Raw genomic sequence first — 25,396 nt, 5'->3', positions numbered from 1 at the left:
TCCATCGGATGCCAGTCCCGCCCTCATCCTCACCGTCAGCAACAACCCGCGTTTACGAATCCCCAATCCCGACTCCCCAATCCCGGTGCCAAATGGACAAAGCCCTCTACGTAGCAATGACCGGTGCCCGCGCCTCCCTGCAGGCGCAAAGCACCGTGTCGCACAACCTTGCCAACGTCGATACGGTGGGGTTCAAGGCCGCGTTGGCCAATACCGAGGCCTTCAAGATCCAGGGCAAGGGGTATCCGTCGCGGATCGATGCGCTGCACGTGGATCAAGGCTTCGATCGCAGCCAGGGCCATCAGAAGGTGACCGGCAATCCGCTGGATGTGTCGCTGCAGCAGGACCGCTGGCTGGCCGTGCAGTCGCCCGACGGCAGCGAGGCCTACACCCGCAACGGCGAATTGGCGCTCACCGCCAATGGCCAGCTGGTCACCGCCAACGGGCACGCGGTGCTGGATGAGGGCGGCGCGCCGATGACGATTCCGCCGCACCAGGCGATGGAAATCGGCAGCGATGGCAGCATTTCCATCATTCCACAGGGCGAAGGCCCGCAGACCATGGCCATCGTCGGCAAGATGAAAGTCGTCGATGCGCCCGCCGACCGTTTGACACGGCGCCCGGACGGGTTGATGCGCAACACCAGCACCGACCCCGCGCAGGCATTTGCGGTGGCCACCGGCAAGACCGTCAACAGCGGCATGCTGGAAGGCAGCAACGTGGATGCCGCCGGCGCGCTGGTGGAGATGATCCAGCTCCAGCGCCAGTTCGAAATGCAGGTGAAGATCATCAAGAACGGCGACGACAACGCGCAGTCGGCCAATTCGTTGCTGCGTGTGAGTGGCTAAACGTCATCGCCAAGGCGACTGCGCAATCGCCAGTCGGCCCGCCGGGTGTTGCCAGCCAATTCGAAAGCAGGCGCGAGGCGGCATGGCAGGCTTACGCAATCGGCATGTCGTTTGGCCACTATCGTCATGCACACGCAGCTCTACTGCTGAGCGAATGATCTGGGCTCTCGCTGCGGCTGATCTGCAGCGTGCTGGCCCGCCCACCTTGGCTGCAGGGCCCTGGCCCGCCCACCGTCGCGGGACACGCTGCAAGTACGTCCTTGTAAGCTCTTACGCGGCATCCATGCCGCGTAAGGTCCCGCGACGGTGGACGGGCAAGGACCAGTCGAGATGGTCGGCATGCATGGTGCAAGCAATGCTTGACGTGGGTTGCTTAGATAACGGCGTGTCCGATCATCGTCTCAATGCAAGCCGAGCAACGGACACGATTCTAAGAAAACAACCGACCAACTCCCTGGTGCGGTGTCCTCGCCGCTTGCGGGACCGTGTGGCGGCATGGATGCCGACACCGAGCCCCCAGGGACGGGTTCACGGCGTGTCCCGCGAGCGGTGAGGGCACCGCGCCCTCGACAGACCAGGCTTTTGACTGACCAGGCTGTTGAGGGCACCGCGCGCTCAACCAACCAGGCTATTGATTGTGTCGCAATACCAGCCGGCAAATCCCAAGAACCCTTCCGCACGCAGCGCCAAAGGTTCACACGTCGTCGAACACATCGCTGACCGGCAACCGATCTACCGCGGCTGATCTGCCGCGCAGGTTTCCACCGCTTCCGCCTAGAAGCTGCCTACCCGCCGCCAGCCCTGCCCTGCGCAGGCCGCCGCGCCCCAACCCCGCGTGATCCACCGCACAGCCGGCAAAAATCCGGCGCGGGTTTGGCACGGCACGTGCATATACCCAGCCGTACCCGGAACACATCCCCGGGTCTAACGAGGAATCGGGTCATGAATCAGGCTTTGTGGGTCGCCAAAACCGGACTGGATGCGCAGCAGACGCGCATGTCGGTCATTTCCAACAACCTGGCCAATACCAATACCACCGGCTTCAAGCGCGACCGTGCCGCGTTCGAAGACCTGCTGTATCAACAGGTGCGTGCGCCGGGTGGTTCCACCTCCGCGCAGACGCAGCTGCCCACCGGCCTGCAGTTGGGCACCGGTGTGCGCGTGGTCTCCACCTTCAAGGGCTTCGACCAGGGCAGCCAGCAGCAGACCGGCCGCGCGCTCGACGTGATGGTCAACGGCCGCGGCTTCTTCGAAGTGCAGATGCCCGACGGTACCTCCGCCTACACCCGCGACGGCACCTTTCAGATCAATGCGCAGGGTGAAGTGGTCACCAACAGCGGCTACCCGCTGCAGCCGGGCATCCAGGTGCCGGAAGGCGCGCAGTCGCTGACCATCGGCAACGACGGCACCATCAGCGTGACCCTGGCCGGCCAGGCCGCCGCGCAGGAAATCGGCGCGTTGACGCTGACCGACTTCATCAACCCCTCGGGTCTGCAATCCAAGGGCGAGAACCTGTTCGTCGAAACCACCGCCTCCGGTCCCGCACAGAACGGCACCCCCGGCCTCAATGGCCTGGGCACCACCGTGCAGGGTGCGCTGGAAGGCAGCAACGTCAATACGGTGGAAGAGCTGGTGAGCATGATCGAGACGCAGCGCGCCTACGAAATGAATGCCAAGGCGATCTCCACCACCGACTCGATGCTCGGTTACTTGAACAACAACGTCTGATCGGCTCGCCGCTCATCGCCCTCTCAGGAACTCACGCCATGTCCCGCCTGCCCTCTCTCTCCTCCCTGTGCTTCGCCATCGCCTGCAGCGCGCTGCTGGGTGGCTGCGTGGCAGCCGGCGACGTGCGGCCGTTCGCCGAACTGGCGCCGATCGTGCCGGTGGTCGCGCCGGTGGCGCAGCCCACCGCCGGTGCGATCTACGCTGCCGGCCCGAGCCTGAATCTCTACGGCGACCGTCGCGCACGCGATGTCGGCGACCTGCTGACGGTGAACCTGGTGGAAAGCACCACCGCCTCGTCCACTGCCAATACCAGCATCAGCAAGGCCGACACCGTGGACATGAGCACGCCCACGCTGTTGGGTGTGCCGCTCACCGTCAACGGCACCGATGTGCTGCGCAACTCCACCAGCGGCGACCGCAGCTTCGGCGGCAAGGGCAACACCGCGCAAAGCAATCGCATGCAGGGCAGCGTGACCGTCACCGTGATGCAGCGCCTGCCCAACGGCAATCTGGTGATCCAGGGGCAGAAGAATCTGCGCCTGACCCAGGGCGACGAACTGGTGCAGGTGCAAGGCATCGTGCGCGCCGCCGACATCGGCCCGGACAACACCGTGCCCTCGAGCAAGGTGGCCGATGCCCGCATCGCCTATGGCGGCCGCGGCGCGATCGCGCAGTCCAACGCGATGGGCTGGTTGAGCCGCTTCTTCAATTCCCGTCTGTCGCCCTACTGAGCCTGCGACCATGAATCTGTCTTCCCTGCCCTTCCGTCTGCTCGCTGCCGCTGTCGCGCTGTGCGCGATCGCCGCACCGGCATCGGCCGAACGCATCAAGGATCTCGCCCAGGTCGGCGGCGTGCGCGGCAACGCGCTGGTCGGCTACGGCCTGGTGGTTGGCCTGGATGGCAGCGGCGACCGCACCAGCCAGGCGCCCTTCACCGTGCAGAGCCTGAAAAACCTGCTCGGCGAGCTGGGCGTCAATGTTCCGGCGAACGTCAACCCGCAGCTGAAAAACGTCGCGGCCGTGGCGATCCACGCCGAGCTGCCGCCGTTCGCCAAGCCCGGCCAGCCGATCGACATCACCGTCTCTTCGATCGCCAACGCGGTGTCGCTGCGTGGCGGCTCGCTGCTGATGGCACCGCTGAAAGGCGCCGACGGCCAGGTCTACGCGATGGCTCAGGGCAACCTGGTGGTCGGTGGTTTCGGCGCGCAGGGCAAGGATGGCTCGCGGGTGTCGGTCAATATTCCCAGCGTCGGCCGCATTCCCAACGGTGCCACCGTCGAACGCGCCCTGCCGGACGTGTTCGCCGGCAGCGGCGAGATCACCCTCAACCTGCATCAGAACGACTTCACCACCGTCTCGCGCATGGTCGCAGCGATCGACAACAGCTTCGGCGCCGGCACCGCACGTGCGGTCGATGGGGTGACCGTGTCGGTACGCTCGCCAACCGACCCCAGCGCCCGGATCGGCCTGCTGTCGCGGCTGGAGAACGTGGAATTGTCGCCGGGCGACGCGCCGGCCAAGGTGGTGGTCAACGCACGCACCGGCACCGTGGTCATCGGCCAGCTGGTGCGGGTGATGCCGGCGGCGATTGCGCATGGCTCGCTCACCGTCACCATCAGCGAAAACACCAATGTCAGCCAGCCGGGCGCCTTCAGTGGCGGCCGCACGGCGGTGACGCCGCAGTCCACGATCACGGCCACCTCCGAAGGCAGCCGCATGTTCAAGTTCGAAGGCGGCACCACGCTCGATCAGATCGTTCGCGCGGTCAACGAAGTGGGCGCGGCTCCCGGCGACCTGGTCGCCATTCTCGAAGCTCTGAAGCAGGCTGGCGCGCTGACGGCGGAGCTAGAGGTGATCTGACATGCGTATCGCAGCCTCGCCCATTGATCTCAACCCGAGCACCAAGGCCGATCCCGCAAAGATCGACAAGGTCTCACGTCAGCTCGAAGGCCAGTTCGCGCAGATGCTGGTCAAGAGCATGCGCGATGCGAGCTCCGGCGACCCGATGTTTCCGGGCGAAAACCAAATGTTCCGCGAAATGTACGACCAGCAGATGGCCAAGGCGCTGACGCAGGGCAAGGGGTTGGGCCTGTCGGCGATGATCTCCAAGCAGCTGAGCGGCGACACCGGCGGCCCGGCGTTGAACACCTCGTTGAGCACTGCCGATGCGGCCAAGGCCTATGCCCTGGTCGCCGGCAAGCGCGACGCCTCGTTGCCGCTGCCGGCACGCGACGGCGCGGCAGGCAGCGTCGGTGCGAGCCTCGGCGCAGCTGTGGGCACCGCTGCAGGCATCGGCGCAGGCGGCTTGACCGGTATCGGCATGAGCCAGGTACTGGATCTGATCGCCGGGCGCAGCAGCAGCACCGGCAGCGACGACGCTGCTGCGCTGAGCTGGCCATCGGCCAACGATCAGTGGAGCGACGTCAGCGTCAGCGATGCCGCCGATGCCAATGCCGCAGTCAATGCCAGCGCCGCCAGCAGCGCCGCCGCCAGCCTGGGCGAGCGCACGCCGGAAGGCTTCGTCGCCAAGATCTGGACGCATGCGCAGAAAGCCGCGCGCGAACTCGGCGTGGACCCGCGTGCATTGGTTGCGCAGGCCGCGCTGGAAACCGGCTGGGGCCGGCGTGGCATCGGCAACGGTGGCGATTCCAACAACCTGTTCGGCATCAAGGCCACCGGCTGGAGCGGCAACAAGGTCACCACCGGCACCCACGAATACGTCAACGGCGTCAAAACCACCGAAACCGCCGATTTCCGCGCCTACGGCTCGGCCGAGGAGAGTTTTGCCGACTATGTGCGGCTGCTGAAAAACAACAGTCGTTACCAGCCCGCGCTGCAGGCCGGCACCGATATCCGCGGTTTTGCACGCGGCTTGCAACAGGCTGGTTACGCCACCGATCCGGGCTACGCAGCCAAGATCGCGGCGATCGCCAACGGCCCGACCATCGACCGTGCGGTCGCCGCCATCGGCAACGCAGCGGCAGATCTGTCCAACCGTTACGCCAGCACCGCCGAGCCTGCCGGGCTTGGCACCATCCGTCGTTGAGGTAAACGCCCATGTCCATCATGTCCACCGGGACCAGCGCGCTGATCGCCTTCCAACGGGCGTTGTCGACCGTTAGCCATAACGTCGCCAACATCAATACCGAAGGCTACAGCCGCCAACGCGTGGAATTTGCAACGCGCACGCCCACCGACATGGGCTACGCGTTCGTGGGCAATGGCGCCAAGATCACCGATGTGGGCCGGGTGGCGGACCAGCTGGCCATTTCGCGCCTGCTCGACAGCGGCGGCGAACTGTCGCGGCTGCAGCAGCTGTCGTCGCTGTCCAACCGCGTGGACGCGCTGTATTCCAACACCGCCACCAACGTGGCCGGGCTGTGGTCGAACTTCTTCGACTCCACCAGCGCGGTGTCGTCCAACGCCTCGTCCACCGCCGAGCGCCAGAGCATGCTCGACAGCGGCAACTCGCTGGCCACGCGCTTCAAGCAGCTCAACGGGCAAATGGACAGCCTGAGCAATGAGGTCAACAGCGGATTGACGTCCTCGGTAGACGAAGTCAACCGTTTGACGCAGCAGATCGCCAAGCTCAACGGCACCATCGGCAACAGCGCGGCCAACGCTTCGCCGGACATGCTCGACCAGCGCGACGCGCTGGTGAGCAAGCTGGTGGGCTACACCGGCGGCACTGCGGTGATGCAGGACGGCGGTTTCATGAATGTCTTCACCGCCGGGGGCCAGGCGCTGGTGGTGGGCACCACCTCGTCCAAGCTCACCACCGTCGCCGACCCGTACCAGCCGACCAAGCTGCAGGTGGCGATGCAGACCCAGGGGCAGAACGTCAGCCTCAGCGCCAATTCGTTGGGCGGCCAGATCGGCGGCCTGCTGGAATTCCGCAGCAGCGTGCTGGAGCCGACCCAGGCCGAACTGGGCCGCCTTGCCGTGGGCATGGCCAGCACCTTCAATGCCGGCCACGCGCAGGGTATGGACCTGTACGGCGCGATGGGCGGCAATTTCTTCACTATCGGCTCGCCCACCACCGCGGCCAATCCGAGCAACACCGGCACCGCTGCGCTGACCGCCAGCTTCAGCAATATGTCGGCGGTGGACGGGCAGAACGTCACGCTCAGTTTCGACGGCACCGCGTGGAAGGCCACCAGCGCCAGCACCGGCGCGGCCGTGCCGATGACCGGCACCGGCACCGTCGCCAACCCGTTGGTGCTCAATGGCGTGAGCATGGTGGTCGGCGGCACGCCCGCCAGCGGCGACAAATTCCTGCTGCAGCCCACCGCCGGACTGGCCGGCACCGTGTCGGTGGCCATCACCGACCCCTCGCGCATCGCCGCAGCGACGCCGGTCAAGGCCACCGCCACCGTCGCCAACCTGGGCTCCGGCAAGATCAGCGACGTCAAGGTCACCAATGCGCAGAACCCGGCGCTGCTGACCCCGTCGTCGGTGGAGTTCATCGATGCCAATCAATACACCATCGATGGCACCGGTCCGTTCGCCTACACCGCCGGCCAGACCATCAGCGCCAATGGCTGGAGCTTCGCGCTGGATGGCGCGCCCAAGGCCGGCGATACGTTCGGCGTCGGCCCGATGGGCGCCGGCTCCAGCGACAACGGCAATGCCAAGTTGCTGGCCAAGATCGACGATGCCAAAGCGCTCAGCGGCGGCACCGTCACGCTCAACGGCGCGCTCTCGGGCCTGACCACCTCGGTGGGCTCGGCCGCGCGTGCGGCCGACTACGCCGCCGACGCGCAGAAGGTCATCAACGACCAGGCGCAGGCCAGCCGCGATTCGATTTCCGGCGTCAACCTCGACGAGGAAGCCGCCAACATGCTCAAGCTGCAGCAGGCCTATCAGGCGGCCGCACAAATGATCTCCACCGCCGACACCATCTTCCAAGCCATCCTGGGCGCCGTACGCTGATGACCGACCGCATCTCCACCAGCATGATGTACAGCCAGTCGGTCGCCTCGATGGGCGCCAAGCAGACACGGCTGAACCAGCTCGAATCGCAGCTCTCCAGCGGGCAGCGCCTGGTCACCGCCAAGGACGATCCGGTCGCCGCAGGCACCGCCGTGGGCCTGGACCGTGCGCTGGCCGCAATCACGCGCTTCGGCGAGAACGCCAACAATGTGCAGAACCGGCTGGGCCTGCAGGAAAACGCCTTGTCGCAAGCCGGCGACAAAATGGCGCGCGTCACCGAATTGGCGGTGCAGGCCAACAACTCCTCGCTCAGCCCCGACGACCGCAAGGCGATCGCCTCGGAACTGACCGCGTTGCGCGACAGCATGGTGAGCCTGGCCAACAGCACCGATGGCACCGGACGCTATCTGTTCGGCGGCACCGCCGATGGCAGCGCGCCGTTTATCAAGAGCAATGGCGGCGTCGTCTATAACGGCGACCAGACCCAGAAGCAGGTCGAAGTGGCGCCGGACACCTTTGTCAGCGACACCCTGCCCGGCAGCGAAATCTTCATGCGTATCCGCACCGGCGACGGCACCGTGGACGCGCACCCCTCCAACGCCAATACCGGCACCGGGCTGCTGCTGGATTTCAGCCGCGATGCCAGCACCGGCAGCTGGAATGGCGGCAGCTACAGCGTGCAGTTCACCGCCGCCGACACCTACGAGGTGCGCGACAGCACCAACGCCGTGGTCGGCACCGGCACTTATAAAGATGGCGAAGACATCACCGCCGCCGGCGTGCGCATGCGCATCAGCGGCGCACCGGCGGTGGGCGACAGTTTCCAGATCGGCGCCTCCACCACCAAGGACGTGTTCTCCACCATCGACGATCTGGTCGGCGCGCTCAACTCCGACACGCTGACGCAGCCGCAGAAGGCGGCGATGATCAATACGCTGCAGAGCTCCATGCGCGACATCAGCCAGGCCTCGTCGAAGATGATCGACGCGCGCGCTTCGGGCGGCGCGCAGTTGTCGGCCATCGACAACGCCAACTCCTTGCTCGAATCCAACGAAGTCACGCTCAAGACCACCTTGTCGTCGATCCGCGATCTGGATTACGCCTCGGCGATTGGGCAGTACCAACTCGAGAAGGCCTCGTTGCAGGCCGCTCAAACGATTTTTCAGCAGATGCAGTCGTCGTCGTTGTTCAACCTGCTCCGCTGATTTTCAGCAGAAAACCAGCTTTTTTCTGCACCCCTGCGTGAGGACTTGCGCAGGTGAATGGAGTTTATCTGTAAAAAAGTTATACAAGCGCTAAAGATCCACGGGGTGCTGCCGAATAAACCAAACCCCTTGATACACAAGGTTTCCGTATTTCGTCCCGAAGCAGAAAAACAGAAAAAAATACTGGATTTCGCTAAAGGTTCCCGACGCAACGCCGTTATTCATCTCAGCAGCGGCAACGGCCAACTTGATGGCCCCCCTGCGGAGGCTCCGGGCAAGTCCCCCTTGCCGGAAAAATCGCTTAGGAGAAATCAAAATGGCACAGGTAATCAACACCAACGTAATGTCGCTGAACGCTCAGCGTAACCTCACCACCAGCAGCGCGAGCATGTCGACGAGCATCCAGCGTCTGTCCTCGGGTCTGCGCATCAACAGCGCCAAGGACGACGCCGCAGGTCTGGCGATCTCCGAGCGCTTCACCACGCAGATCCGCGGCCTGGACGTTGCCTCGCGCAACGCCAACGACGGTATCTCGCTGGCCCAGACCGCCGAAGGCGCGATGGTCGAAATCGGCAGCAACCTGCAGCGTATCCGCGAGCTGTCGGTGCAGTCGTCCAACGCCACCAACTCGTCCACCGACCGTGACGCGCTGAACTCCGAAGTCAAGCAGCTCACCGCTGAAATCGACCGCGTTGCCAACCAGACCAACTTCAACGGCACCAAGCTGTTGAACGGCGACTTCTCCGGCGCGCTGTTCCAGGTCGGCGCCGACGCCGGCCAGACCATCGGCATCAACAGCATCGTCGACGCCAATGTCGATTCGCTGGGCAAGGCCAACTTCGCCGCTGCGGTCTCCGCTGCCGGCGTCACCGGCACCGCCACCGCCTCGGGTTCGGTCACCGGCATCAGCCTGTCGTTCAAGGACGCCAGCGGTTCGTCCAAGAGCGTCACCATCGCTGACGTCAAGGTCGGCGCTGGCGACACCGCAGCCGATGTGAACAAGAAGGTTGCCTCGGCGATCAACGACAAGCTCGACCAGACCGGCATGTACGCCTCGATCAAGTCCGACGGTACGGTGCAGATCGAATCGCTGAAGGCTGGCCAGGACTTCACCTCGCTGTCGGCGGGTACCTCCAGCGCTACCGGCATCACCGTCGGCGCCGGCATCCAGACCGCTTCGGCCGCTTCCGGCGCCACCGCTTCGACCCTGAGCACCCTGGATATCTCCACGTTCTCCGGCTCGCAGAAGGCACTGGAAATCGTCGACAAGGCGCTGACCGCGGTCAACTCCTCGCGCGCCGACATGGGTGCGGTGCAGAACCGCTTCACCTCCACCATCGCCAACCTGAGCGCAACCTCGGAAAACCTGTCGGCCTCGCGTAGCCGTATCCGCGACACCGACTACGCCAAGGAAACCGCCGAACTGACCCGCACGCAGATCCTGCAGCAGGCCGGTACCGCGATGCTGGCCCAGGCCAAGTCGGTTCCGCAGAACGTGCTGAGCCTGCTGCAGTAACTGTTGCAGTAAAGCAGCAGCGCTTTTCAGCAAGTCAAAAGCCCCTCTTCGGAGGGGCTTTTTTGTGGGTGCGGTTTTTTTGACGCCAGTAGATTGGCGTGGCCGGCACGGAAGTTGCATCGGGCTGCGGGTCAGCAAGACGCGTCGGCCCCGCTAAAGTCCTCCCGGATGCGGCCGATACCCGTCTCGTAATCCCATGCATCCGCTGTCCGGATGCCCAGACGAGGAATGCAACATGGCATCGGTGATCAGTACGTCCGGCTCCGGGCTGGATATCCCCACCGTGGTGTCCACCCTGGTATCCCGTCAGAAGGATCCGGAGCAGGCGCGCATCAACAAGGCCGGCACCGCAGCGACCACGCAGCTGTCGGCCATCAGCCAGATCAAGAGCAGCATGACCACGCTCAAGTCTGCGCTGGACAAGGTTGTCAGCAGTGCCGATACCAACGCCTACAAGGCGACGGTCCCGACCGATGCCGGCTTCACCGCCACCACCACCAGCTCGGCAGCGCCTGGCAACTATTCGGTGGAAGTGGTGTCGTTGGCCGCATCGCAGAAACTGGCCTCCGGCGCATTCACCGCCGATGCCACGGTCGGCAGCGGCACGCTGACGATCGGCTACGGCGATCAGAGCATCACCGTCGACATCAGCGGCACCGACAAGCTCACCGACATCGCTGCAGCCATCAACAAGGCCGCCGGTGGCAAGGGCGTCACCGCCAGCGTGGTCACCGCCAACGACGGCCAGCATCTGGTCTTCAATGCGGTCGACTCCGGCACCAAGGGCGCGCTGACTGTCAGTGCCAGCGACCCGAGCCTGAGCAGCCTCACCTTCGGCGCCGGCGTCACCGGCGGCCTGACACAGCAGGTGGCCGCTGCCGATGCGCTGGTGCGCGTGGATGGCTTCGAGCGCACCTCCAGCTCCAACACCGTCAGCGACATCGTGCCGGGCGTGGTACTCAACCTGACCAAGGCCGCCGAAGGCACCAAGTTCAACCTGGGCGTCGCTGCCGACACCAGCGGCCTCAAGGCCAATCTGACCGCGTACGCCGCCGCGTACAACACCGCCAATACCTTGCTGGCCAAGAGCAGCGCCTACGACGCCACCACCAAGACCGCCTCGGCACTGACCGGCGACTCGCTGGTGCGCGGCCTGCAGCAGCAGTTGCGCGGCCAGGTCAGCGGCAACGTCAACGAGCTCAAGGCGCTGGGCCTGACCATCGACAAGGATGGGGTGATGAGTTTCGACGGTGCCAAGTTCGACACCGCCATCGCATCCGACGGCGGCGCTGCCACCGAGGTGTTCGGCAAGGACAGCAAGTTCGGCTCCGGCATGACCAAGCTGCTGGACAGCAACGTCAACGTCAACAACGGCACCCTGACACTGCGCTCGGACAGCTTGAACAAGCAGATCAAGGGCTACGAGTCCGATCTGGACGACCTCGATGCGCGCATGGCGAAACTCACCGATCGCTACACCGCGCAATTCACCGCGATGGAAACCATGATCAGCAAGCTGCAAAGCAGCGCCGGGTCGCTCAGCAGCCTGCTGACACGGTAATTGGGTGATGACGATCCTCAAGTCATGCAAGGGTCTTGCCGATACAAGAAGGGCCTATCGTGATTTCGGCCTTGCCTTCTGGCAGGAGCGTCATCGCCCGAGCGCAGCGCTCCGGAAGCAGCGAAGGTCAGCCCATTGAGGAGTCATCCATGTACGGTTCCAATCGCCAATATGCCGAGCAATACCGCAAGGTCGGCGTGTCCACCAGCGTGACCGAAGCCGACCCGCACAAGCTGGTGTCGCTGCTGTTTGCCGGTGCCTGCCAGCGCATCCGTCTGGCCCAGGCCTGCCTGGCGCAGGGCGACCAGGCGCGCAAGGGCAAAGCCATTGGCGAAGCCTGCGCGATCGTCGGTCATTTGAACGGCTCGCTCGATCACGAAGCCGGCGGCGAGATCGCTGGTAACCTGTCGGCCCTGTACGACTACGTCATGCAGCGCCTGACCGCAGCCAACCTGCACAACGACGAGTCTGCGTTGACCGAAGCGCTGGAGTTGCTCAGCGAAATCGATTCGGCGTGGAACTCCATCCCCCTCGAACAACGCGGCCTCGCTGCGGTTTCCTGAGTCCAGCCATGCACAGCGCGCAAAGCCTTCAAGCCGAAATCGCCGACCTCCGCCTTGCCATGGCGCAAGAGGATTTCGAGGCGATGCCGTTCCTGCTCGACAGCCACGACCTGCACCTGCGCGAGTATGCGCAGCACGTGGATCTAAGCCAGGACCGCGACGCGCTGCAGACCTTGCACACGATGCAGCAGGATTTGATGCGGATGATGCTCGACCGTCGCCGCAAGCTGCTGGACCTGATTCGCGCCCAGCGCACCTCGTCGTCGGCCAGCCGCGCCTACGCCCGGGTCGGACGGATCTGATGACTGCGCTCGGCACGCTCGCGCCCTCCGCCGATGCCGAACTGTTCGCCGACACGCTCACTTGCGAACTGCGTCTGCCAGCCGGCTTCCACGCGGGTCGCGATGCCGGATCGCATAGCGCCGCAGAGACCCTGCTGCGCAGCCTTGGCCAGGTCGAAGACCTGCGCAGCGAAGAAGCCAGCGAAGATCGCGGCGAACTGCCGCTGCTGGTGCAACGCATGGATGCCAAACTCGATCTGATGCTGGCCTTGATCGGCCGCCTGGTGCAGCAGGGCGATCGCGGACTCAACCAGGCGCTCGTGCGCTGGTCGGTGCGTGGCATCCGCCTGAATTGCGCAACCGGCCACCCGCCGGGCACCAGCGGCAGTGTTTGCCTGCAACCGTCCGACTGGCTCCCTGAACTTGTACAGCTTCCCGCCGAGGTGCTGGCAAGCGCCAGCGATGGGCACGATCAGTGGCTGTGGCTGCGGTTTGCCCCGCTTGCACCAGGCCTGCAAGATGCCCTGGAACGTCATCTGTTCCGCCTGCATCGCCGCCAGATCGCCGACGCCCGTCGTCAGCGCTGATACAGCTAGTTGGCGGCAGGCGTCGGGTCGGCTAAGGTGCCCTATACCGAAAATAGGTCTCTTCTCCGCCGTGCGAGTTATCATCGTCGACGATCACACCCTTGTGCGTGCAGGCCTCTCCAGGCTGCTGCAAACCTTCGCCGGCATCGATGTCGTCGCGGAGGCCAGTAACGCGCAACAAGCCCTGGATATGACATCCCTGCACCGGCCGGATCTGGTGTTGATGGATCTGTCCCTGCCCGGTCGCAGCGGCCTGGATGCCATGACCGATGTCTTGCGCGCTGCGCCGCGTACGCATGTGGTGATGATGTCGATGCACGACGACCCGGTCCATGTGCGCGATGCACTCGATCGCGGCGCGGTCGGTTTCGTGGTCAAGGACGCCGCGCCCCTGGAGCTGGAACTGGCATTGCGCGCCGCAGCGGCCGGCCAGGTGTTCCTGAGCCCGCAGATTTCGTCCAAGATGATTGCACCGATGCTGGGCCGCGAAAAACCGGTCGGCATCGCCGCACTGTCGCCGCGTCAACGCGAGATCCTGCGCGAAATCGGGCGCGGTCAGAGCAACAAGGAAATTGCGGCGGACCTGGGCATCAGCGTCAAGACGGTGGAAACGCATCGCGCACGCATGATGGAATCACTCGGTTGCCGACGCGCCAACGATCTGGTGCTGCTGGCTGCCAAGCACCACAACGAGCTGGTCTGAGCCAGCGTTTTCCGTAGGCGATCGCAGCTGAAACGAGCGCCGATCAAAACCGTGACGAGATCCCGGCGGACATGCTTGAGTCCGCCACTGTGTCGGGGAATTCCTGACGCACTGTCAGGAATATCACGAGTCACCTCACACGACTCCCTGATTAGAAACCCGTCGCCTTGTCCTGCAAGATGCGTTCCATCGCTGCCACGCGCGGCGCCTTCCGGGAGCGCTTCAATGAAGACGACCATTTCCGCCCAGCTTGGCCAGCAACTGCACCTGACCCCGCAGTTGCTGCAGTCGATCCGTCTGTTGCAACTGGACGGCATGCAGCTGGAACTGGAAATTCGTCGCGCGCTGGAAACCAACCCGCTGCTGGAACTGGAAGAGCTTGCCGACAGCAGCGACGACACCGCAGCTGGCGATGGCGCCGACGACATCGCCGCGTTCGACGAGTTGCCGGAAAGCACGATGTGGGACGTGCAGAGCAGCAGTTGGAATGACGGCGACGACGACCGCATGCAGCGCGTGGCCGCCGGCGAATCCACCGATCCGCATGTGCGCATCCTGCGCGAGTTGGCACTGGACCTGGACGAGGCCGCATTGGGGGCCGCCGCGTTCTGGCTGGAGCAGACCGACGACGCCGGCTACCTGACCGAGGCGTTGTCGACGCTGCAGCAGCTCGGCGCCACCCGCCTGGGTATGACCGTGGAGGCAGTGGAAGCGATCCGCCAGCGCCTGCTGCACGGCGACCCCGCGGGCCTGGCCGCCTGCGATCTACGCGAGTGCCTGCAGGCCCAGCTGAGCGCCCTGCCCGGCCGCGTGCCGGCCCGTCATCTTGCCGCACGCATCCTCGCCGGTGATCTCGAATTGCTGGCCAGCCACGATTACGCGGTGCTGGCGCGTGCGCACGATGCCGAGCTGGACGACGCACGCGAGGCCGTACGGCTGATCCTGTCGCTGCAACCGCGCCCGGGCGACGATCTGCTGCAGGAAAGCAATGCCAGCGTCATCCCGGATGTGCTCGCATGGCATGCCGATGGCAGCTGGCGGGTGGCGTTGAATCCGGCCACCACCCACCGCGTCAGCATCAACCCGGTGCACGAGCGCGCACTGGCCGAGGCCGGCGACGTCGCCCAGCCGCTGCGTGAGATGCTGCAGGAAGCGCGCTGGCTGACCCGTGGCCTGTCGATGCGCTACGAAACCCTGCTGCGTGCCACACGCGCCATCGTCGAGCGTCAGGCCGCATTCCTGGCGCGTGGCGAGGAAGCGATGGCACCGCTGACGCTGAAAGAAATTGCCGATGAGATCGGCATGCACGAATCGACGATTTCGCGCATCACCACAGGCAAATACCTGCAAACCCCGCGCGGGACATTCGAACTCAAACACTTTTTTGCCGTACGACTGGAAGGCGCAAGCGTCTCCGGTCAAGCGGTCAAGGCAATGGTGCGCAGGCTGATCGAAAGCGAGCCGGCCGGCCGGCCGCTGGCAGACGAAGCCATTGCCGGGCTGCTGTCGCGTCAGGGCGTTAATATCGCCCGTCGCACGGTCGCCAAGTACCGCGAACAACTCGACATCGCCCCGGCACGCGAGCGCCGCCGCAACACCAAACCGCTGCTTGCCCGGGCAGGATAAGGATTACTATGAGCAAACTCACCGTGCTGCTGGTCGATGACCACGAGGGCTTCATCAACGCTGCGATGCGACATTTTCGCAAGGTCGAATGGCTGGATATCGTCGGCAGTGCCGCCAATGGACTGGAAGCGATCGAGCGCTCCGAGTCGCTGCGTCCCAAGGTGGTGCTGATGGACCTGGCGATGCCGGAGATGGGAGGGTTGCAGGCGACCCGGCTGATCAAGACACAGGACGATCCGCCGTATATTGTCATCGCGAGTCACTTCGACGATGCAGAGCATCGTGAACATGCTCTTCGCGCGGGTGCTGACAATTTTGTCAGCAAGCTGTCCTATATCCAGGAAGTCATGCCAATCCTGGAGGGCCTGACGGAAGGAGCCAGGCAATGAGTGAGTCCCGCATTCTGCTGATCGATAGCGATGCCGTGCGCGCCGAGCGCACCGTGTCGCTGCTCGAGTTCATGGACTTCAACCCCCGTTGGGTCACCGACGGCGCCGACATCAATCCTGGCCGTCATCGCCACGACGAGTGGATGGCAGTGATGGTGGGCTCGGCGCAGGACGCCGCGCAGGCCGACAAGTTCTTCGACTGGCTGGCCGACGCCAAGCTGCCGCCACCGGTGTTGCTGATGGAAGGCAGCCCGAGCACGTTTGCGCAGACCCACGGCCTGCACGAAGCCAATGTGTGGACGCTGGACACGCCGCTGCGTCATACCCAGCTGGAAGCATTGCTGCGCCGTGCCAGCCTCAAGCGTCTGGATGCCGAGCATCAGGCTGGCGTGCAGCAGGACAGCGGCCCGACCGGCAACAGCGAGGCGGTCACCCGCCTGCGCCGTCTGATCGATCAGGTCGCCGCCTTCGACACCACCGTGCTGGTGCTGGGCGAATCGGGCACCGGCAAGGAGGTGGTCGCCCGTTCCATCCATCAGCACTCGCCGCGCCGCGATGGGCCGTTCGTGGCGATCAACTGCGGCGCAATCCCGCCGGATCTGCTGGAAAGCGAACTGTTCGGCCACGAAAAAGGCGCCTTCACCGGCGCACTGAGCACCCGCAAGGGCCGCTTCGAAATGGCCGAAGGCGGCACGTTGCTGCTGGACGAAATCGGCGACATGAGCCTGCCGATGCAGGTCAAGCTGCTGCGCGTGCTGCAAGAGCGTAGCTTCGAGCGCGTCGGCGGAGGCCAGACCATCCGCTGCAATGTGCGCGTGATCGCCGCCACCCACCGCAACCTGGAGACCCGCATCAGCGATGGCCAGTTCCGCGAGGATCTGTTCTATCGCCTCAACGTGTTTCCGATCGAAATGCCGGCGCTGCGCGAGCGTGTGGACGATCTGGCCATCCTGGTGCAGACGATTGCCGGCCAGCTGGCGCGCACCGGGCGCGGCGAAGTGCGCTTTGCCGACGAAGCCTTGCAGGCGCTGCGCAGCTACGACTGGCCGGGCAACGTGCGCGAGCTGACCAACCTGGTGGAGCGCCTGGCGGTGTTGCATCCGGGTGGTTTGGTACGTGTGCAGGATCTGCCGGCGCGTTATCGCGGCGATTTTGCCGCAGCGATTCCGGTCGAGCTTGCGGAGCCGACGCTGGTTGCCGCGCCGGTCGAGGACGCCAGCCTGCCGGGCAACGTGGTGACGCTGCAATCCAAGACTGCGGATGCGGACGCGGCTACCGCGTCCAACCTTCCCGACGACGGCATCGATCTGCGCGGCCACATGGCCAACATCGAATTGGCGCTGATCAACGAGGCGCTTGAACGCACCCAGGGCGTGGTGGCCCATGCGGCCCAGCTACTCGGCCTGCGCCGCACCACGCTGGTGGAAAAGCTGCGCAAGTACGGCATCGATCGCGAGCAGACCGAGCTGGCGAACTGAGCGGATACGCACACTGATCCGCTCACTGGCATGGCGTTTGCTTCAACTGGATTGCTCCGTGCGCAGTCATCGGCTGCGCCGGAATCCCGACCTTCATCAGCACCTGCCGAGGCATTGATGCCCATCCCCGTCACCAGTCCGCTGCTGCCGCCGCTGGAAGAATTCCTGCCCTATCTGGAGCAGATCTGGACCAGCCGCATCGTCAGCAACGGTGGCGAGATGCACCGCGCGCTCGAACGCGCCTTGTGCGACTACCTGGGCGTCCCGCATCTTGCGTTGTTGACCAACGGCACCACTGCGTTGGTCACCGCCTTGCAAGCGCTGCGCATCACCGGCGAGGTCATCACCACGCCGTACTCGTTCGTGGCCACGGCGCATTCGTTGCTATGGAAAAGCATCACCCCGGTATTTGTGGACATCGACCCGGTGACGCTCAACATGGACCCGTCCAAGATCGAAGCGGCCATCACCCCGCAGACCACCGCGATCATGCCGGTGCACTGCTACGGCACCAGCTGCGACACCGCCGCCATCACGCGCATCGCCGACATCTACAACCTCAAGGTGATCTACGACGCCGCGCATGCCTTCGGCGTGCGCGACGATGGCGGCTCGATCCTGCGCCATGGCGACCTGAGCGTGCTGAGCTTTCACGCCACCAAGGTGTTCAACACGTTCGAAGGCGGCGCGATCGTCTGTCCCGACGAAAGAACCTATCAGCGCATCGGGCATCTGAAGAACTTCGGCTTCGTCGACGAGACCACGGTGGTGGCGCCGGGCATCAACGGCAAGATGAACGAGATCAGCGCCGCCTTCGGCCTGCTGCAGCTCAAGCACATCGATCACGCCATCGCCCAGCGGAGCGCCATCGATGCGCAGTACCGCCAGCGCCTGGGCGACATTCGCGGCATCACCTGCGTTGCGCGGCCCGCGCATTCCAGCGCCAATTACGCGTATTTTCCGATCCTCGTGCAGGACGACTACCCGTTGTCGCGCGATGCGCTGTACCAATTGATGCGTGAGAACGGGATACTGGTGCGACGCTACTTCTATCCGTTGATCAGCGATTTCCCGATGTATCGCGCCCTGCCCTCGTCGGCACCGGCATGGCTGCCGGTGGCGCGTTCGGTTGCGGCGCAGGTGTTGTGCCTGCCGATCTTTCCCGGCTTGACTCGCGACCAGGTCGATACCATTGCCGATCTGATCGCCGGCCAACAGGCAACATGATCGCAACACGCTGCACCTGCATTTCAGATTCCCATTTCTTCAACAGGCAACCAGGCGAGATCGCATGACCCAGGCAACATTTATCGAGAACTTCCTCTCCGCCACTGACTTTCAGGAGCCGGTCGAGGTCACCATGGACACCGTCCTGGCCGACTTGCCTGAGTGGGATTCGCTCTCAGCGTTAGGGGTAATCGTCATGTTCGACGTGGATTACGGAAAGGTCATTACCGGCGAAGATCTCAAGAACTGCGCCACCTTAAACGATCTTCACAAACTGTTGGGGTAAAGCCATGGGACTGTCCACTCTTAGCAATGTCCGTTTTGCGGGCATGGCAAGTTGCGTGCCCAAGCGGATCATTTCCAACCTGACCGATTGCCCGCCGAAGATGCGCTCGGAACGCGAGCGTCTGGTGCGTAACATCGGCATCGAGTTTCGCCGCATTTGCCCAAGCTGGCAGACATTTTCCGATCTGGCGCTCATCTCCGCGGAAAAGCTGCTTGCAGAGCTGCAATGGGACAAGGAAGAAATAGATGCACTGATTGTCGTGACGCAATCACCCGACTACCCCATCCCGGCCACGGCCATCATCATGCAGCACCGGCTGCAATTGCCGCAGACCGCTATCGCCTTTGATGTCAATCTCGGCTGTTCCGGCTATCCCTTTGGCCTACACCTGGTGGGCAGCATGATTGCGGCGGGCACCATCAAAAAGGCACTTCTGCTGGTCGGCGACCGCTCGGCCACGCTTCTGGACCCATTGTTCTCCGACGCGGGCACCGCCACGGCGCTGGAGTTCGACAAAAATGCGCCACCCATGCATTTCGATTTGAACAGCGACGGTAGCGGCTACCGGGCCATCATGTTGCCCGTAGGTGGACATCGTGAGCCTTACGGACCCCAGCATATCTCTCCTACACGTGACGAAAACGGTGTGCTGCACTGGCCAGGTGAACTCATTCTGGATGGCCCGGCCGTATTGAGTTTCTCGACCCAGCGAGTGCCTCCAGCGGTGGAAAGATTGCTTGAGTATTCTGGTGTTGCTAAGGACAGCGTTGATTTCTTCGTTTTCCATCAGGCCAACAAAATGATCAACGAAACCATCCGCAAGAAGTTGGCGCTGCCGACAGAGAAAGTGCCGTCAACCCTGCGAGACTTCGGCAATACCAGTGGCGCTTCCCTGCCCATTACCATGACCGTCCGCCTGAACGATACGCTGATCAAGGCCAGGCACCGCCTGTTGCTTGCCGGCTTCGGTATTGGCCTGTCCTGGGGCACGGCCATCGTGGACGTCGAGAACGCAGCCTTTCCAGCATTGATCGAAGCATGAACGCCGAGCGCGATCCGTTTTCCCTGGAAGGCAAGCGCGTCCTGGTGACTGGTGCTTCATCGGGTATTGGCCGTCAAATTGCAATCACTTGCTCACAAATGGGAGCGCGCGTCGTCATCACCGGGCGCAACACCGAGCGCTTGCAAGCCACATTCAACCAATTGGAAGGCCACGGCCACACGCAAGTGGTGGCGGACTTGGCGGTACAGGAAGGTATTGACCGCGTAGTGGGTGCAAGCGGTGTCATCAACGGCTTGGCGCACGCAGCCGGCATGTCCAAGCTGACCCCCTTTCGAATGATTGGTCATGCGCACCTGGACGAGACATTTGCAAGCAACACCTACGCTCCCATGCTACTGACGCGAGGCCTATTGGCGAAAAAACAGATCGCGCAGGGCGGCTCACTGCTATTCATTGCCTCAATTGCCTCGCATATCGGACCGCTGGCTAGCAGCGCCTACGCTGCCAGCAAAAGCGCCCTGCTGGGCATGATGCGCTCGCTCGGTATGGAAGTAGCCAAGCAAGGCATGCGCGCCAACTGCATCGCGCCGGGTTATGTACGCACTCCCTTGCTGGATGGCTTGCAGGGAAGCGGCGGCAATATGGACAGCCTGTTTGAATTGACGCCACTTGGCATGGGTGAGCCAGAAGACGTGGCTTATGCAGCAGTGTTCTATCTTTCCGATGCCAGCCGCTGGATTACGCGCAATCACTTCATTCTTGATGGCGGTTTTTCTGTACCGATGGACATCTACGCATGAGTAACGCTGCGCAACGCGCTTTTTCACTGAATGGCAAGACCATTTTGGTCACAGGTGCTTCATCGGGCATCGGTAGGCAAATCGCCGTTTCCTGCGCGCAGCGTGGGGCGCGCCTGGTCATCACCGGGCGGGATGCAGACCGCCTTCAAGAAACCTACAACTTATTAAAAGGCCAAGGACACCTCCAAGTGCTGGCCGATCTGACCGAAGCCGAAGGCCGTGAACGACTGGTACATGGCATTTCCAGCATAGACGGCTTGGTCCACTGCGCTGGCAGGCAGCGCTTGAGCCCTATCAGGCAGTTGACCGAGAAGCTCATGACCGATGTCTATGCGGTCAATTTCCTGGCACCTGTCATGCTCACCCAGCGGCTGCTGCAGGCCAACGCTCTCGCGCCTCAAAGCTCCATCGTCTTCATGCTTTCCACTGCGGCCCATATCGGCACACCCGGGGTAGGACCATATTCGGCCATGAAGTCAGCTCTGCTCGGCATCATCCGCTGCCTGTCCATGGAGCAGGCTAAACGCAAGATCCGGGTCAATGGCATGTCCCCCTCTGCAGTCGTGACGCCCATCTGGGACGCAACCCATCTGGAAGCACAGCAAAAACGCCATCCGCTTGGATTGGGCACCCCAGAGGACGTAGCGAACGCTGCGATCTATCTCTTGTCCGATGCCAGCCGCTGGGTAACCGGGACCAGTTTGGTGATGGACGGTGGGGCTGTCCTGTGACCTATTCCGTGCTCATCGTAGGCGCGGGCGGCTGGGGCCGGGAGGTCCTTGAGCAAATGCAAGGTGATGTGGCGCATCGCAAGGAATGGGAAGTTACCGGATTCCTGGACAGCCGCGAGCATATTCTCGATGGCTTCGATGTTGGGGTACCCATCGTCGGCGACCCTTTGACGTACGTGCCGCGTGGTAATGAAGCTTTTGTCTGCGCGCAAGGCGACCCATTGGAACGGCATAAATACATTCAACCGCTGCTTGCAAAGGGGGCCGCGTTCATCCCGATCTGCACAGAGGCGCATCTCAGTCGCCGCGTGCGTCTAGGCACGGGTTGCTTTCTCGGCAACCAGGTCCACGTTGGCCCCGATGTGTGGATCGGGGATTTTGCCAATCTGCTCACTTGGTCAGTAATTGGACACGACGTTCGCATTGGTAATTATGCTCATGTGGGCGCACAGGTTTTCATGGGCGGCGGCGTGCAGATAGGCGACTTCGCAATCGTGCACCCGCGTGCCACCCTGGTGCCTGGCGTCAAGGTAGGTGAGCACGCTGTTGTCGGCACCGGTGCGGTCGTGCTGAAGGATGTGCCAGCGGGCGCCACGGTGTTTGGCAATCCGGCCAAGATCGTATTCCACAAGAACATCAAGATGGACTGATCCATGCGCTCCAGGATGCAACCCAAGTATTACTTGTCGCAGGAAATCTTTGATCGCGAGCAGCGCAGGATCTTCCGCAGGGTCTGGTTGTTCGCAGGACTCAAGACGCTGCTGAAGGATCACAATTGCTTTATCACACGCAAGATCGCGGGTGTTCCTCTGGTGATCCAGAACTTCCATGGGCAAATCCGTGCGTTCGAGAACGTCTGCCTCCACCGCAGCGCACTGATTCAAACCGGTGCTCTCGGTTGCCGGCCTTTGGTGTGCCCCTATCACGCCTGGAGTTACGACGAACAAGGCCGGGTAAAGAACATCCCGGACTGCGATGCGATCTACCACCTGGACAATACTGAAAAGGCCAACTTGAAGCTGCGCGAATTCTCACTGCGCGCCATCGGCAACCTGTTGTTCGTCAACCTCGATCCAGACCCCATGCCAATCGAGGAGCAGTTTTCGGCAGACTTCATCGCCTTGCTGGAAAGTAGTTCCAACGCCTATGACACTGAGGTCATGGTGACCACATGGCATGGCCGGTACAACTGGAAGCTGGCCTACGAGAATCTGCGGGACGCCAACCACCCGCGCTTTGTCCACCCCAAGACCCTGGCCAAAAGCGTCAACTTCACTCCCCAGGTAAACGAGGAACAAGCCAAGGAGTCCATGGAGGCCTTGCAGGACACATCGCCCGCAGCGCTGAGGCGCGAGATGCGCCGCTTCAGTTTCGGCGGCCCGGAAGCCACCATCCCCAACCTTAAGCATTTTGGCTGGCACGCTAAAGTGGAACGCTGGGGCAAGCAGGACGCCTACTTTAACTGGCTTGCCTTCCCGAATTTGCATATCGCGAGCGCCAACGGGGGCTATTCCTTCACTCTGGAACACCACATCCCCGTCGCACCGGACCGGACCGACCTGGAAATCTATTGGTTCAGCGCGCGCAAGAAACAGCCTTACGGTTCTTCCAGCCAAGTGTTGCTTGCGCAGATGCACGGCAGCAAAGTGGTCGTGGGAGAAGACGTGGACATCATGGAGCGGGTGCAGGCGGCACTGCATATAGACGCCCCGCTACCCACCCAGGGAGCCTATGAATCCATGAATCGCCTGGTTGAGCGCTGGTACACGGTGCTGATGGAGACCGAACATGAGATCTAGGTGGATCATCGGCGGCAGCGAATACCTCGATCTGGCCTTTCATGCCTGGAAGCACGCGCGTCAGGACGAGACGGTCATCAGGATCGATGTACCACAGGACTCGGAACACGAATTCGATCTGGACGTGCTGGATAGACTGAATCCGACCGACGGGGCCATGTTCGTGGCTTTCGACGAACGCTTCGGCAACTTCAAGCGCATGGAACTGATGCAGGCAGCGATGGAGCGTGGCTTCAAGCTCGAACCCTTCATCCACCCGAGCGCAGCCATCGGCTCTGACACGGCCATCGGTCTCAACGCATTCGTGGGTGCCAATGCTGTCGTTGGGCACGGGTGCAGGATCGACTACAACACCGTCATCCATGCCGGCACGCACCTGGGACCCGCATGCCGCGTTAAATCGTCATGCTGGATAGAGAATGGTGTGCAAATCGGCGCGGGCGTCGAGATCGGCAGCAATAGCATCCTGCGAACCGGCGCCATCGTGCGTGGGGGCGTCAAGGTGGGGCGAAGCTGCGAACTTGGCTGGCCACGTGTCTACTGCGAGGACGTGCCGGCCAAGACCTATTTCGATGCCCGCTACGACGCCCCTATTCATACCTACGAGAGATGACGTTCATGAACTCAAGAAATGAGCTGCTTCGCCAACGGCTTCTACGTATTGCGGAGCAGGAGCGCCCCGCACTCGATGATGTCATTGCCCGCCTACCCGCGATTGCCAACCGCCCTGTATTCCTCGTCGCTCCCGAGTCTTATGCAGGCATGGTGCATGGCCCCAGAGTCGTTGCCGACCTGCGCCATGTAGTTGCTGCAATTGATGACCAGAGCATCCACCTGGACCGCATTCACGGCGCGCCGCGCTGGAGCAGTCAGGAGTTTCTTGCCAAGGCGGGGCAGTATGCCGATGCGATCGCCATCGATTTCTCTTGCAGCCCGCGCGGACGGGCGTTTGCAAATGACCTCTGCACCCGCGCGGGAATTGAGCAACTGAGCGTTGCGCCTTCCCTGGATCCGCTAATCCCACGTTTTGAGCATCGCCCCCTCTTTCTGCTCCAACCGCGTTCGGGCATTGGCAACATTTATGCCCCAAAGATCGTCCAGCACCCCAGCCATGTCATTGCCGCCGTTGATGACCAGCCAGGCGACAGCAACACCGTTCATGGGGTGCCGCGTTGGAGTTCGCGCCAGTTTATCGAACACGCGGCCCAGCATCCCCAGGCATTGGCCATCGATTTTTCTTATGGCCCCGGAGAATCGGGCTTGGCCCACAAGCTCTGCGAACAAGCAGGCATTGAAAGAGTAGATGCTTGCCTGGCCGTTGCTCACTGCGGGCTGGCGGCTGTATACGAGCCTGCCCAGGTATACCGTCAGCGGACGCTTCTGCGCCTGGACGAATTTCTGAGTTTTGCGGATCGACTGGACGACGACCTAAGCGTTTTTACGCTCTACAGCAATCTATTGTTCCGCCTGACCTACGATTCCAGCCTCCTGTTGGACTGCTGGGCTACGCCCATCAACGAGTACTTTTCAACATACGCCGATAGCAGCACATTCCAGCTGGGCCAGCGTGAACATTTCTGCGATGGCGGCGCCTTCCAGGGCCCCATCGTCCACAAGTTTCTAGAAGCATCCCGCCATCGCTACGAAAGCATCACCGCTTTTGAACCCGATAGCATCAACTTCCAGAAACTGGAGGGCATTGCGAGCGCCCTCCCCCTTCTCCCGCACAACTTCAAAGCCATAAAAAAAGCCATCTCCAACGAACATACGACGCTGCGCTTCGAGGAGACCGGCACCGTTTCCAGCCATGTATCGCCGGACGGCGGAATCTCTGTGGCGACTACACGCCTGGACGACGAATTGGAAAAACTGACGTTACTGAAGTTGGATATCGAAGGGTTTGAAGCCAGGGCACTGGAAGGCGCGTCTCACCTCATCCGTACCCAGCGACCGCGTATGGCTATCTGTGTCTACCACTACGCCCAGGATCTACTGGATATCGTGGAACAACTGGACAACTTGGTGGATGGCTATCACTTCCGTCTACGCCATCACTCTCCCGGTCACTACTACGACCTCGTTTTGTATGCATCCCCCGTCGCCGGAGCCGAGCCGCCGCCTTGGGCAGCTTAA

The 25,396-nt window shown here is 62.8% G+C and carries 26 protein-coding genes; all 26 read left to right on the top strand.

The window, feature by feature from the left end; all coding sequences use genetic code 11:
* Positions 1-92 precede the first annotated feature (92 nt).
* Positions 93-848: a flagellar basal-body rod protein FlgF gene (gene flgF / locus GGR61_RS03360; protein ID WP_184408545.1), complete on the top strand. Its 756-nt coding sequence runs from the start codon at positions 93-95 to the stop codon at positions 846-848.
* A gap of 942 nt (positions 849-1,790) precedes the next feature.
* Entirely contained in the window at positions 1,791-2,576 is a 786-nt protein-coding gene (gene flgG / locus GGR61_RS03355; RefSeq protein ID WP_006452262.1) for a flagellar basal-body rod protein FlgG, read from the top strand.
* A 38-nt stretch (positions 2,577-2,614) separates the two neighbouring features.
* Positions 2,615-3,307: a flagellar basal body L-ring protein FlgH gene (gene flgH, locus GGR61_RS03350; protein ID WP_184620431.1), complete on the top strand. Its 693-nt coding sequence runs from the start codon at positions 2,615-2,617 to the stop codon at positions 3,305-3,307.
* 10 nt (positions 3,308-3,317) lie between these two features.
* Positions 3,318-4,436: a flagellar basal body P-ring protein FlgI gene (locus GGR61_RS03345; protein WP_184408547.1), complete on the top strand. Its 1,119-nt coding sequence runs from the start codon at positions 3,318-3,320 to the stop codon at positions 4,434-4,436.
* Between the two features lies 1 nt (position 4,437).
* Positions 4,438-5,622 carry a flagellar assembly peptidoglycan hydrolase FlgJ gene (locus tag GGR61_RS03340; RefSeq protein WP_184408548.1) on the top strand — a complete coding sequence of 395 codons (1,185 nt, stop codon included), beginning with the start codon at positions 4,438-4,440 and terminating at the stop codon, positions 5,620-5,622.
* A gap of 11 nt (positions 5,623-5,633) precedes the next feature.
* Positions 5,634-7,508: a flagellar hook-associated protein FlgK gene (flgK, locus tag GGR61_RS03335; protein ID WP_184408549.1), complete on the top strand. Its 1,875-nt coding sequence runs from the start codon at positions 5,634-5,636 to the stop codon at positions 7,506-7,508.
* Positions 7,508-8,713: a flagellar hook-associated protein FlgL gene (gene flgL, locus GGR61_RS03330; RefSeq protein ID WP_184408550.1), complete on the top strand. Its 1,206-nt coding sequence runs from the start codon at positions 7,508-7,510 to the stop codon at positions 8,711-8,713. Before flgK ends, flgL begins: the two co-directional genes overlap by 1 nt.
* A 57-nt stretch (positions 8,714-8,770) precedes the next feature.
* Positions 8,771-9,079 (top strand): hypothetical protein, encoded by a 309-nt coding sequence (locus GGR61_RS03325; protein WP_184408551.1) that lies wholly within the window; start codon positions 8,771-8,773, stop codon positions 9,077-9,079.
* On the top strand, positions 9,030-10,229 hold the full coding sequence (locus tag GGR61_RS03320; protein WP_184408552.1) for a flagellin: 1,200 nt from the start codon (positions 9,030-9,032) through the stop codon (positions 10,227-10,229). Before GGR61_RS03325 ends, GGR61_RS03320 begins: the two co-directional genes overlap by 50 nt.
* Before the next feature lie 235 nt (positions 10,230-10,464).
* The gene (gene fliD / locus GGR61_RS03315) at positions 10,465-11,790 is read left to right on the top strand and encodes a flagellar filament capping protein FliD (RefSeq protein ID WP_184408553.1); all 1,326 of its coding nucleotides are present in this window, start codon (positions 10,465-10,467) and stop codon (positions 11,788-11,790) included.
* 149 nt (positions 11,791-11,939) lie between these two features.
* Positions 11,940-12,353: a flagellar export chaperone FliS gene (gene fliS / locus GGR61_RS03310; RefSeq protein WP_184408554.1), complete on the top strand. Its 414-nt coding sequence runs from the start codon at positions 11,940-11,942 to the stop codon at positions 12,351-12,353.
* Positions 12,354-12,361: 8 nt separating this feature from the next.
* The gene (locus GGR61_RS03305) at positions 12,362-12,655 is read left to right on the top strand and encodes a hypothetical protein (protein WP_184408555.1); all 294 of its coding nucleotides are present in this window, start codon (positions 12,362-12,364) and stop codon (positions 12,653-12,655) included.
* Positions 12,655-13,221 carry a PilZ domain-containing protein gene (locus GGR61_RS03300; RefSeq protein WP_184408556.1) on the top strand — a complete coding sequence of 189 codons (567 nt, stop codon included), beginning with the start codon at positions 12,655-12,657 and terminating at the stop codon, positions 13,219-13,221. Before GGR61_RS03305 ends, GGR61_RS03300 begins: the two co-directional genes overlap by 1 nt.
* Before the next feature lie 70 nt (positions 13,222-13,291).
* Positions 13,292-13,924 (top strand): response regulator transcription factor, encoded by a 633-nt coding sequence (locus GGR61_RS03295; protein WP_055854470.1) that lies wholly within the window; start codon positions 13,292-13,294, stop codon positions 13,922-13,924.
* A 225-nt stretch (positions 13,925-14,149) separates the two neighbouring features.
* On the top strand, positions 14,150-15,550 hold the full coding sequence (gene rpoN, locus GGR61_RS03290) for an RNA polymerase factor sigma-54 (protein ID WP_184408557.1): 1,401 nt from the start codon (positions 14,150-14,152) through the stop codon (positions 15,548-15,550).
* 8 nt (positions 15,551-15,558) lie between these two features.
* A complete protein-coding gene (locus GGR61_RS03285) occupies positions 15,559-15,939 on the top strand; it encodes a response regulator transcription factor (protein ID WP_184408558.1) in 381 nt (126 codons plus the stop codon).
* The gene (locus GGR61_RS03280) at positions 15,936-17,417 is read left to right on the top strand and encodes a sigma-54 dependent transcriptional regulator (protein WP_184408559.1); all 1,482 of its coding nucleotides are present in this window, start codon (positions 15,936-15,938) and stop codon (positions 17,415-17,417) included. Before GGR61_RS03285 ends, GGR61_RS03280 begins: the two co-directional genes overlap by 4 nt.
* Before the next feature lie 117 nt (positions 17,418-17,534).
* Complete coding sequence (locus tag GGR61_RS03275; protein ID WP_184620430.1) at positions 17,535-18,644, top strand: DegT/DnrJ/EryC1/StrS family aminotransferase; 1,110 nt, start codon at positions 17,535-17,537, stop codon at positions 18,642-18,644.
* Positions 18,645-18,708: 64 nt separating this feature from the next.
* Entirely contained in the window at positions 18,709-18,930 is a 222-nt protein-coding gene (locus GGR61_RS03270) for an acyl carrier protein (RefSeq protein WP_184620429.1), read from the top strand.
* 4 nt (positions 18,931-18,934) lie between these two features.
* Complete coding sequence (locus GGR61_RS03265; protein WP_184620428.1) at positions 18,935-19,972, top strand: ketoacyl-ACP synthase III; 1,038 nt, start codon at positions 18,935-18,937, stop codon at positions 19,970-19,972.
* Positions 19,969-20,733: an SDR family oxidoreductase gene (locus tag GGR61_RS03260; RefSeq protein ID WP_184620427.1), complete on the top strand. Its 765-nt coding sequence runs from the start codon at positions 19,969-19,971 to the stop codon at positions 20,731-20,733. The genes GGR61_RS03265 and GGR61_RS03260 overlap by 4 nt, the downstream gene beginning before the upstream one ends.
* Positions 20,730-21,464 carry an SDR family oxidoreductase gene (locus GGR61_RS03255; RefSeq protein ID WP_184620426.1) on the top strand — a complete coding sequence of 245 codons (735 nt, stop codon included), beginning with the start codon at positions 20,730-20,732 and terminating at the stop codon, positions 21,462-21,464. The genes GGR61_RS03260 and GGR61_RS03255 overlap by 4 nt, the downstream gene beginning before the upstream one ends.
* Positions 21,461-22,114, top strand: coding sequence for an acetyltransferase (locus tag GGR61_RS03250; RefSeq protein WP_184620425.1), 654 nt, complete (start codon positions 21,461-21,463; stop codon positions 22,112-22,114). Before GGR61_RS03255 ends, GGR61_RS03250 begins: the two co-directional genes overlap by 4 nt.
* A 3-nt stretch (positions 22,115-22,117) precedes the next feature.
* On the top strand, positions 22,118-23,263 hold the full coding sequence (locus GGR61_RS03245; RefSeq protein WP_184620424.1) for a Rieske 2Fe-2S domain-containing protein: 1,146 nt from the start codon (positions 22,118-22,120) through the stop codon (positions 23,261-23,263).
* Positions 23,253-23,876 carry a UDP-3-O-(3-hydroxymyristoyl)glucosamine N-acyltransferase gene (locus GGR61_RS03240; RefSeq protein ID WP_184620423.1) on the top strand — a complete coding sequence of 208 codons (624 nt, stop codon included), beginning with the start codon at positions 23,253-23,255 and terminating at the stop codon, positions 23,874-23,876. The genes GGR61_RS03245 and GGR61_RS03240 overlap by 11 nt, the downstream gene beginning before the upstream one ends.
* Positions 23,873-25,396, top strand: coding sequence for an FkbM family methyltransferase (locus tag GGR61_RS03235; RefSeq protein WP_075285702.1), 1,524 nt, complete (start codon positions 23,873-23,875; stop codon positions 25,394-25,396). The genes GGR61_RS03240 and GGR61_RS03235 overlap by 4 nt, the downstream gene beginning before the upstream one ends.

The sequence above is a fragment of the Xanthomonas sp. 3058 genome (genome assembly GCF_014199765.1).
GTDB classification, from domain to species: domain Bacteria; phylum Pseudomonadota; class Gammaproteobacteria; order Xanthomonadales; family Xanthomonadaceae; genus Xanthomonas; species Xanthomonas campestris_B.
This window is presented reverse-complemented; position numbering and strand designations above follow the sequence as displayed.

Excerpts from the sequence above, each read along its gene's own strand:
- flgF (WP_184408545.1), top strand. The coding sequence starts at position 93 with ATGGACAAAGCCCTCTACGTAGCAATGACCGGTGCCCGCGCCTCCCTG.
- flgG (WP_006452262.1), top strand. The coding sequence starts at position 1,791 with ATGAATCAGGCTTTGTGGGTCGCCAAAACCGGACTGGATGCGCAGCAG.
- flgH (WP_184620431.1), top strand. The coding sequence starts at position 2,615 with ATGTCCCGCCTGCCCTCTCTCTCCTCCCTGTGCTTCGCCATCGCCTGC.
- GGR61_RS03345 (WP_184408547.1), top strand. The coding sequence starts at position 3,318 with ATGAATCTGTCTTCCCTGCCCTTCCGTCTGCTCGCTGCCGCTGTCGCG.
- GGR61_RS03340 (WP_184408548.1), top strand. The coding sequence starts at position 4,438 with ATGCGTATCGCAGCCTCGCCCATTGATCTCAACCCGAGCACCAAGGCC.
- flgK (WP_184408549.1), top strand. The coding sequence starts at position 5,634 with ATGTCCATCATGTCCACCGGGACCAGCGCGCTGATCGCCTTCCAACGG.
- flgL (WP_184408550.1), top strand. The coding sequence starts at position 7,508 with ATGACCGACCGCATCTCCACCAGCATGATGTACAGCCAGTCGGTCGCC.
- GGR61_RS03325 (WP_184408551.1), top strand. The coding sequence starts at position 8,771 with ATGGAGTTTATCTGTAAAAAAGTTATACAAGCGCTAAAGATCCACGGG.
- GGR61_RS03320 (WP_184408552.1), top strand. The coding sequence starts at position 9,030 with ATGGCACAGGTAATCAACACCAACGTAATGTCGCTGAACGCTCAGCGT.
- fliD (WP_184408553.1), top strand. The coding sequence starts at position 10,465 with ATGGCATCGGTGATCAGTACGTCCGGCTCCGGGCTGGATATCCCCACC.
- fliS (WP_184408554.1), top strand. The coding sequence starts at position 11,940 with ATGTACGGTTCCAATCGCCAATATGCCGAGCAATACCGCAAGGTCGGC.
- GGR61_RS03305 (WP_184408555.1), top strand. The coding sequence starts at position 12,362 with ATGCACAGCGCGCAAAGCCTTCAAGCCGAAATCGCCGACCTCCGCCTT.
- GGR61_RS03300 (WP_184408556.1), top strand. The coding sequence starts at position 12,655 with ATGACTGCGCTCGGCACGCTCGCGCCCTCCGCCGATGCCGAACTGTTC.
- rpoN (WP_184408557.1), top strand. The coding sequence starts at position 14,150 with ATGAAGACGACCATTTCCGCCCAGCTTGGCCAGCAACTGCACCTGACC.
- GGR61_RS03285 (WP_184408558.1), top strand. The coding sequence starts at position 15,559 with ATGAGCAAACTCACCGTGCTGCTGGTCGATGACCACGAGGGCTTCATC.
- GGR61_RS03280 (WP_184408559.1), top strand. The coding sequence starts at position 15,936 with ATGAGTGAGTCCCGCATTCTGCTGATCGATAGCGATGCCGTGCGCGCC.
- GGR61_RS03275 (WP_184620430.1), top strand. The coding sequence starts at position 17,535 with ATGCCCATCCCCGTCACCAGTCCGCTGCTGCCGCCGCTGGAAGAATTC.
- GGR61_RS03270 (WP_184620429.1), top strand. The coding sequence starts at position 18,709 with ATGACCCAGGCAACATTTATCGAGAACTTCCTCTCCGCCACTGACTTT.
- GGR61_RS03265 (WP_184620428.1), top strand. The coding sequence starts at position 18,935 with ATGGGACTGTCCACTCTTAGCAATGTCCGTTTTGCGGGCATGGCAAGT.
- GGR61_RS03260 (WP_184620427.1), top strand. The coding sequence starts at position 19,969 with ATGAACGCCGAGCGCGATCCGTTTTCCCTGGAAGGCAAGCGCGTCCTG.
- GGR61_RS03255 (WP_184620426.1), top strand. The coding sequence starts at position 20,730 with ATGAGTAACGCTGCGCAACGCGCTTTTTCACTGAATGGCAAGACCATT.
- GGR61_RS03245 (WP_184620424.1), top strand. The coding sequence starts at position 22,118 with ATGCGCTCCAGGATGCAACCCAAGTATTACTTGTCGCAGGAAATCTTT.
- GGR61_RS03240 (WP_184620423.1), top strand. The coding sequence starts at position 23,253 with ATGAGATCTAGGTGGATCATCGGCGGCAGCGAATACCTCGATCTGGCC.
- GGR61_RS03235 (WP_075285702.1), top strand. The coding sequence starts at position 23,873 with ATGACGTTCATGAACTCAAGAAATGAGCTGCTTCGCCAACGGCTTCTA.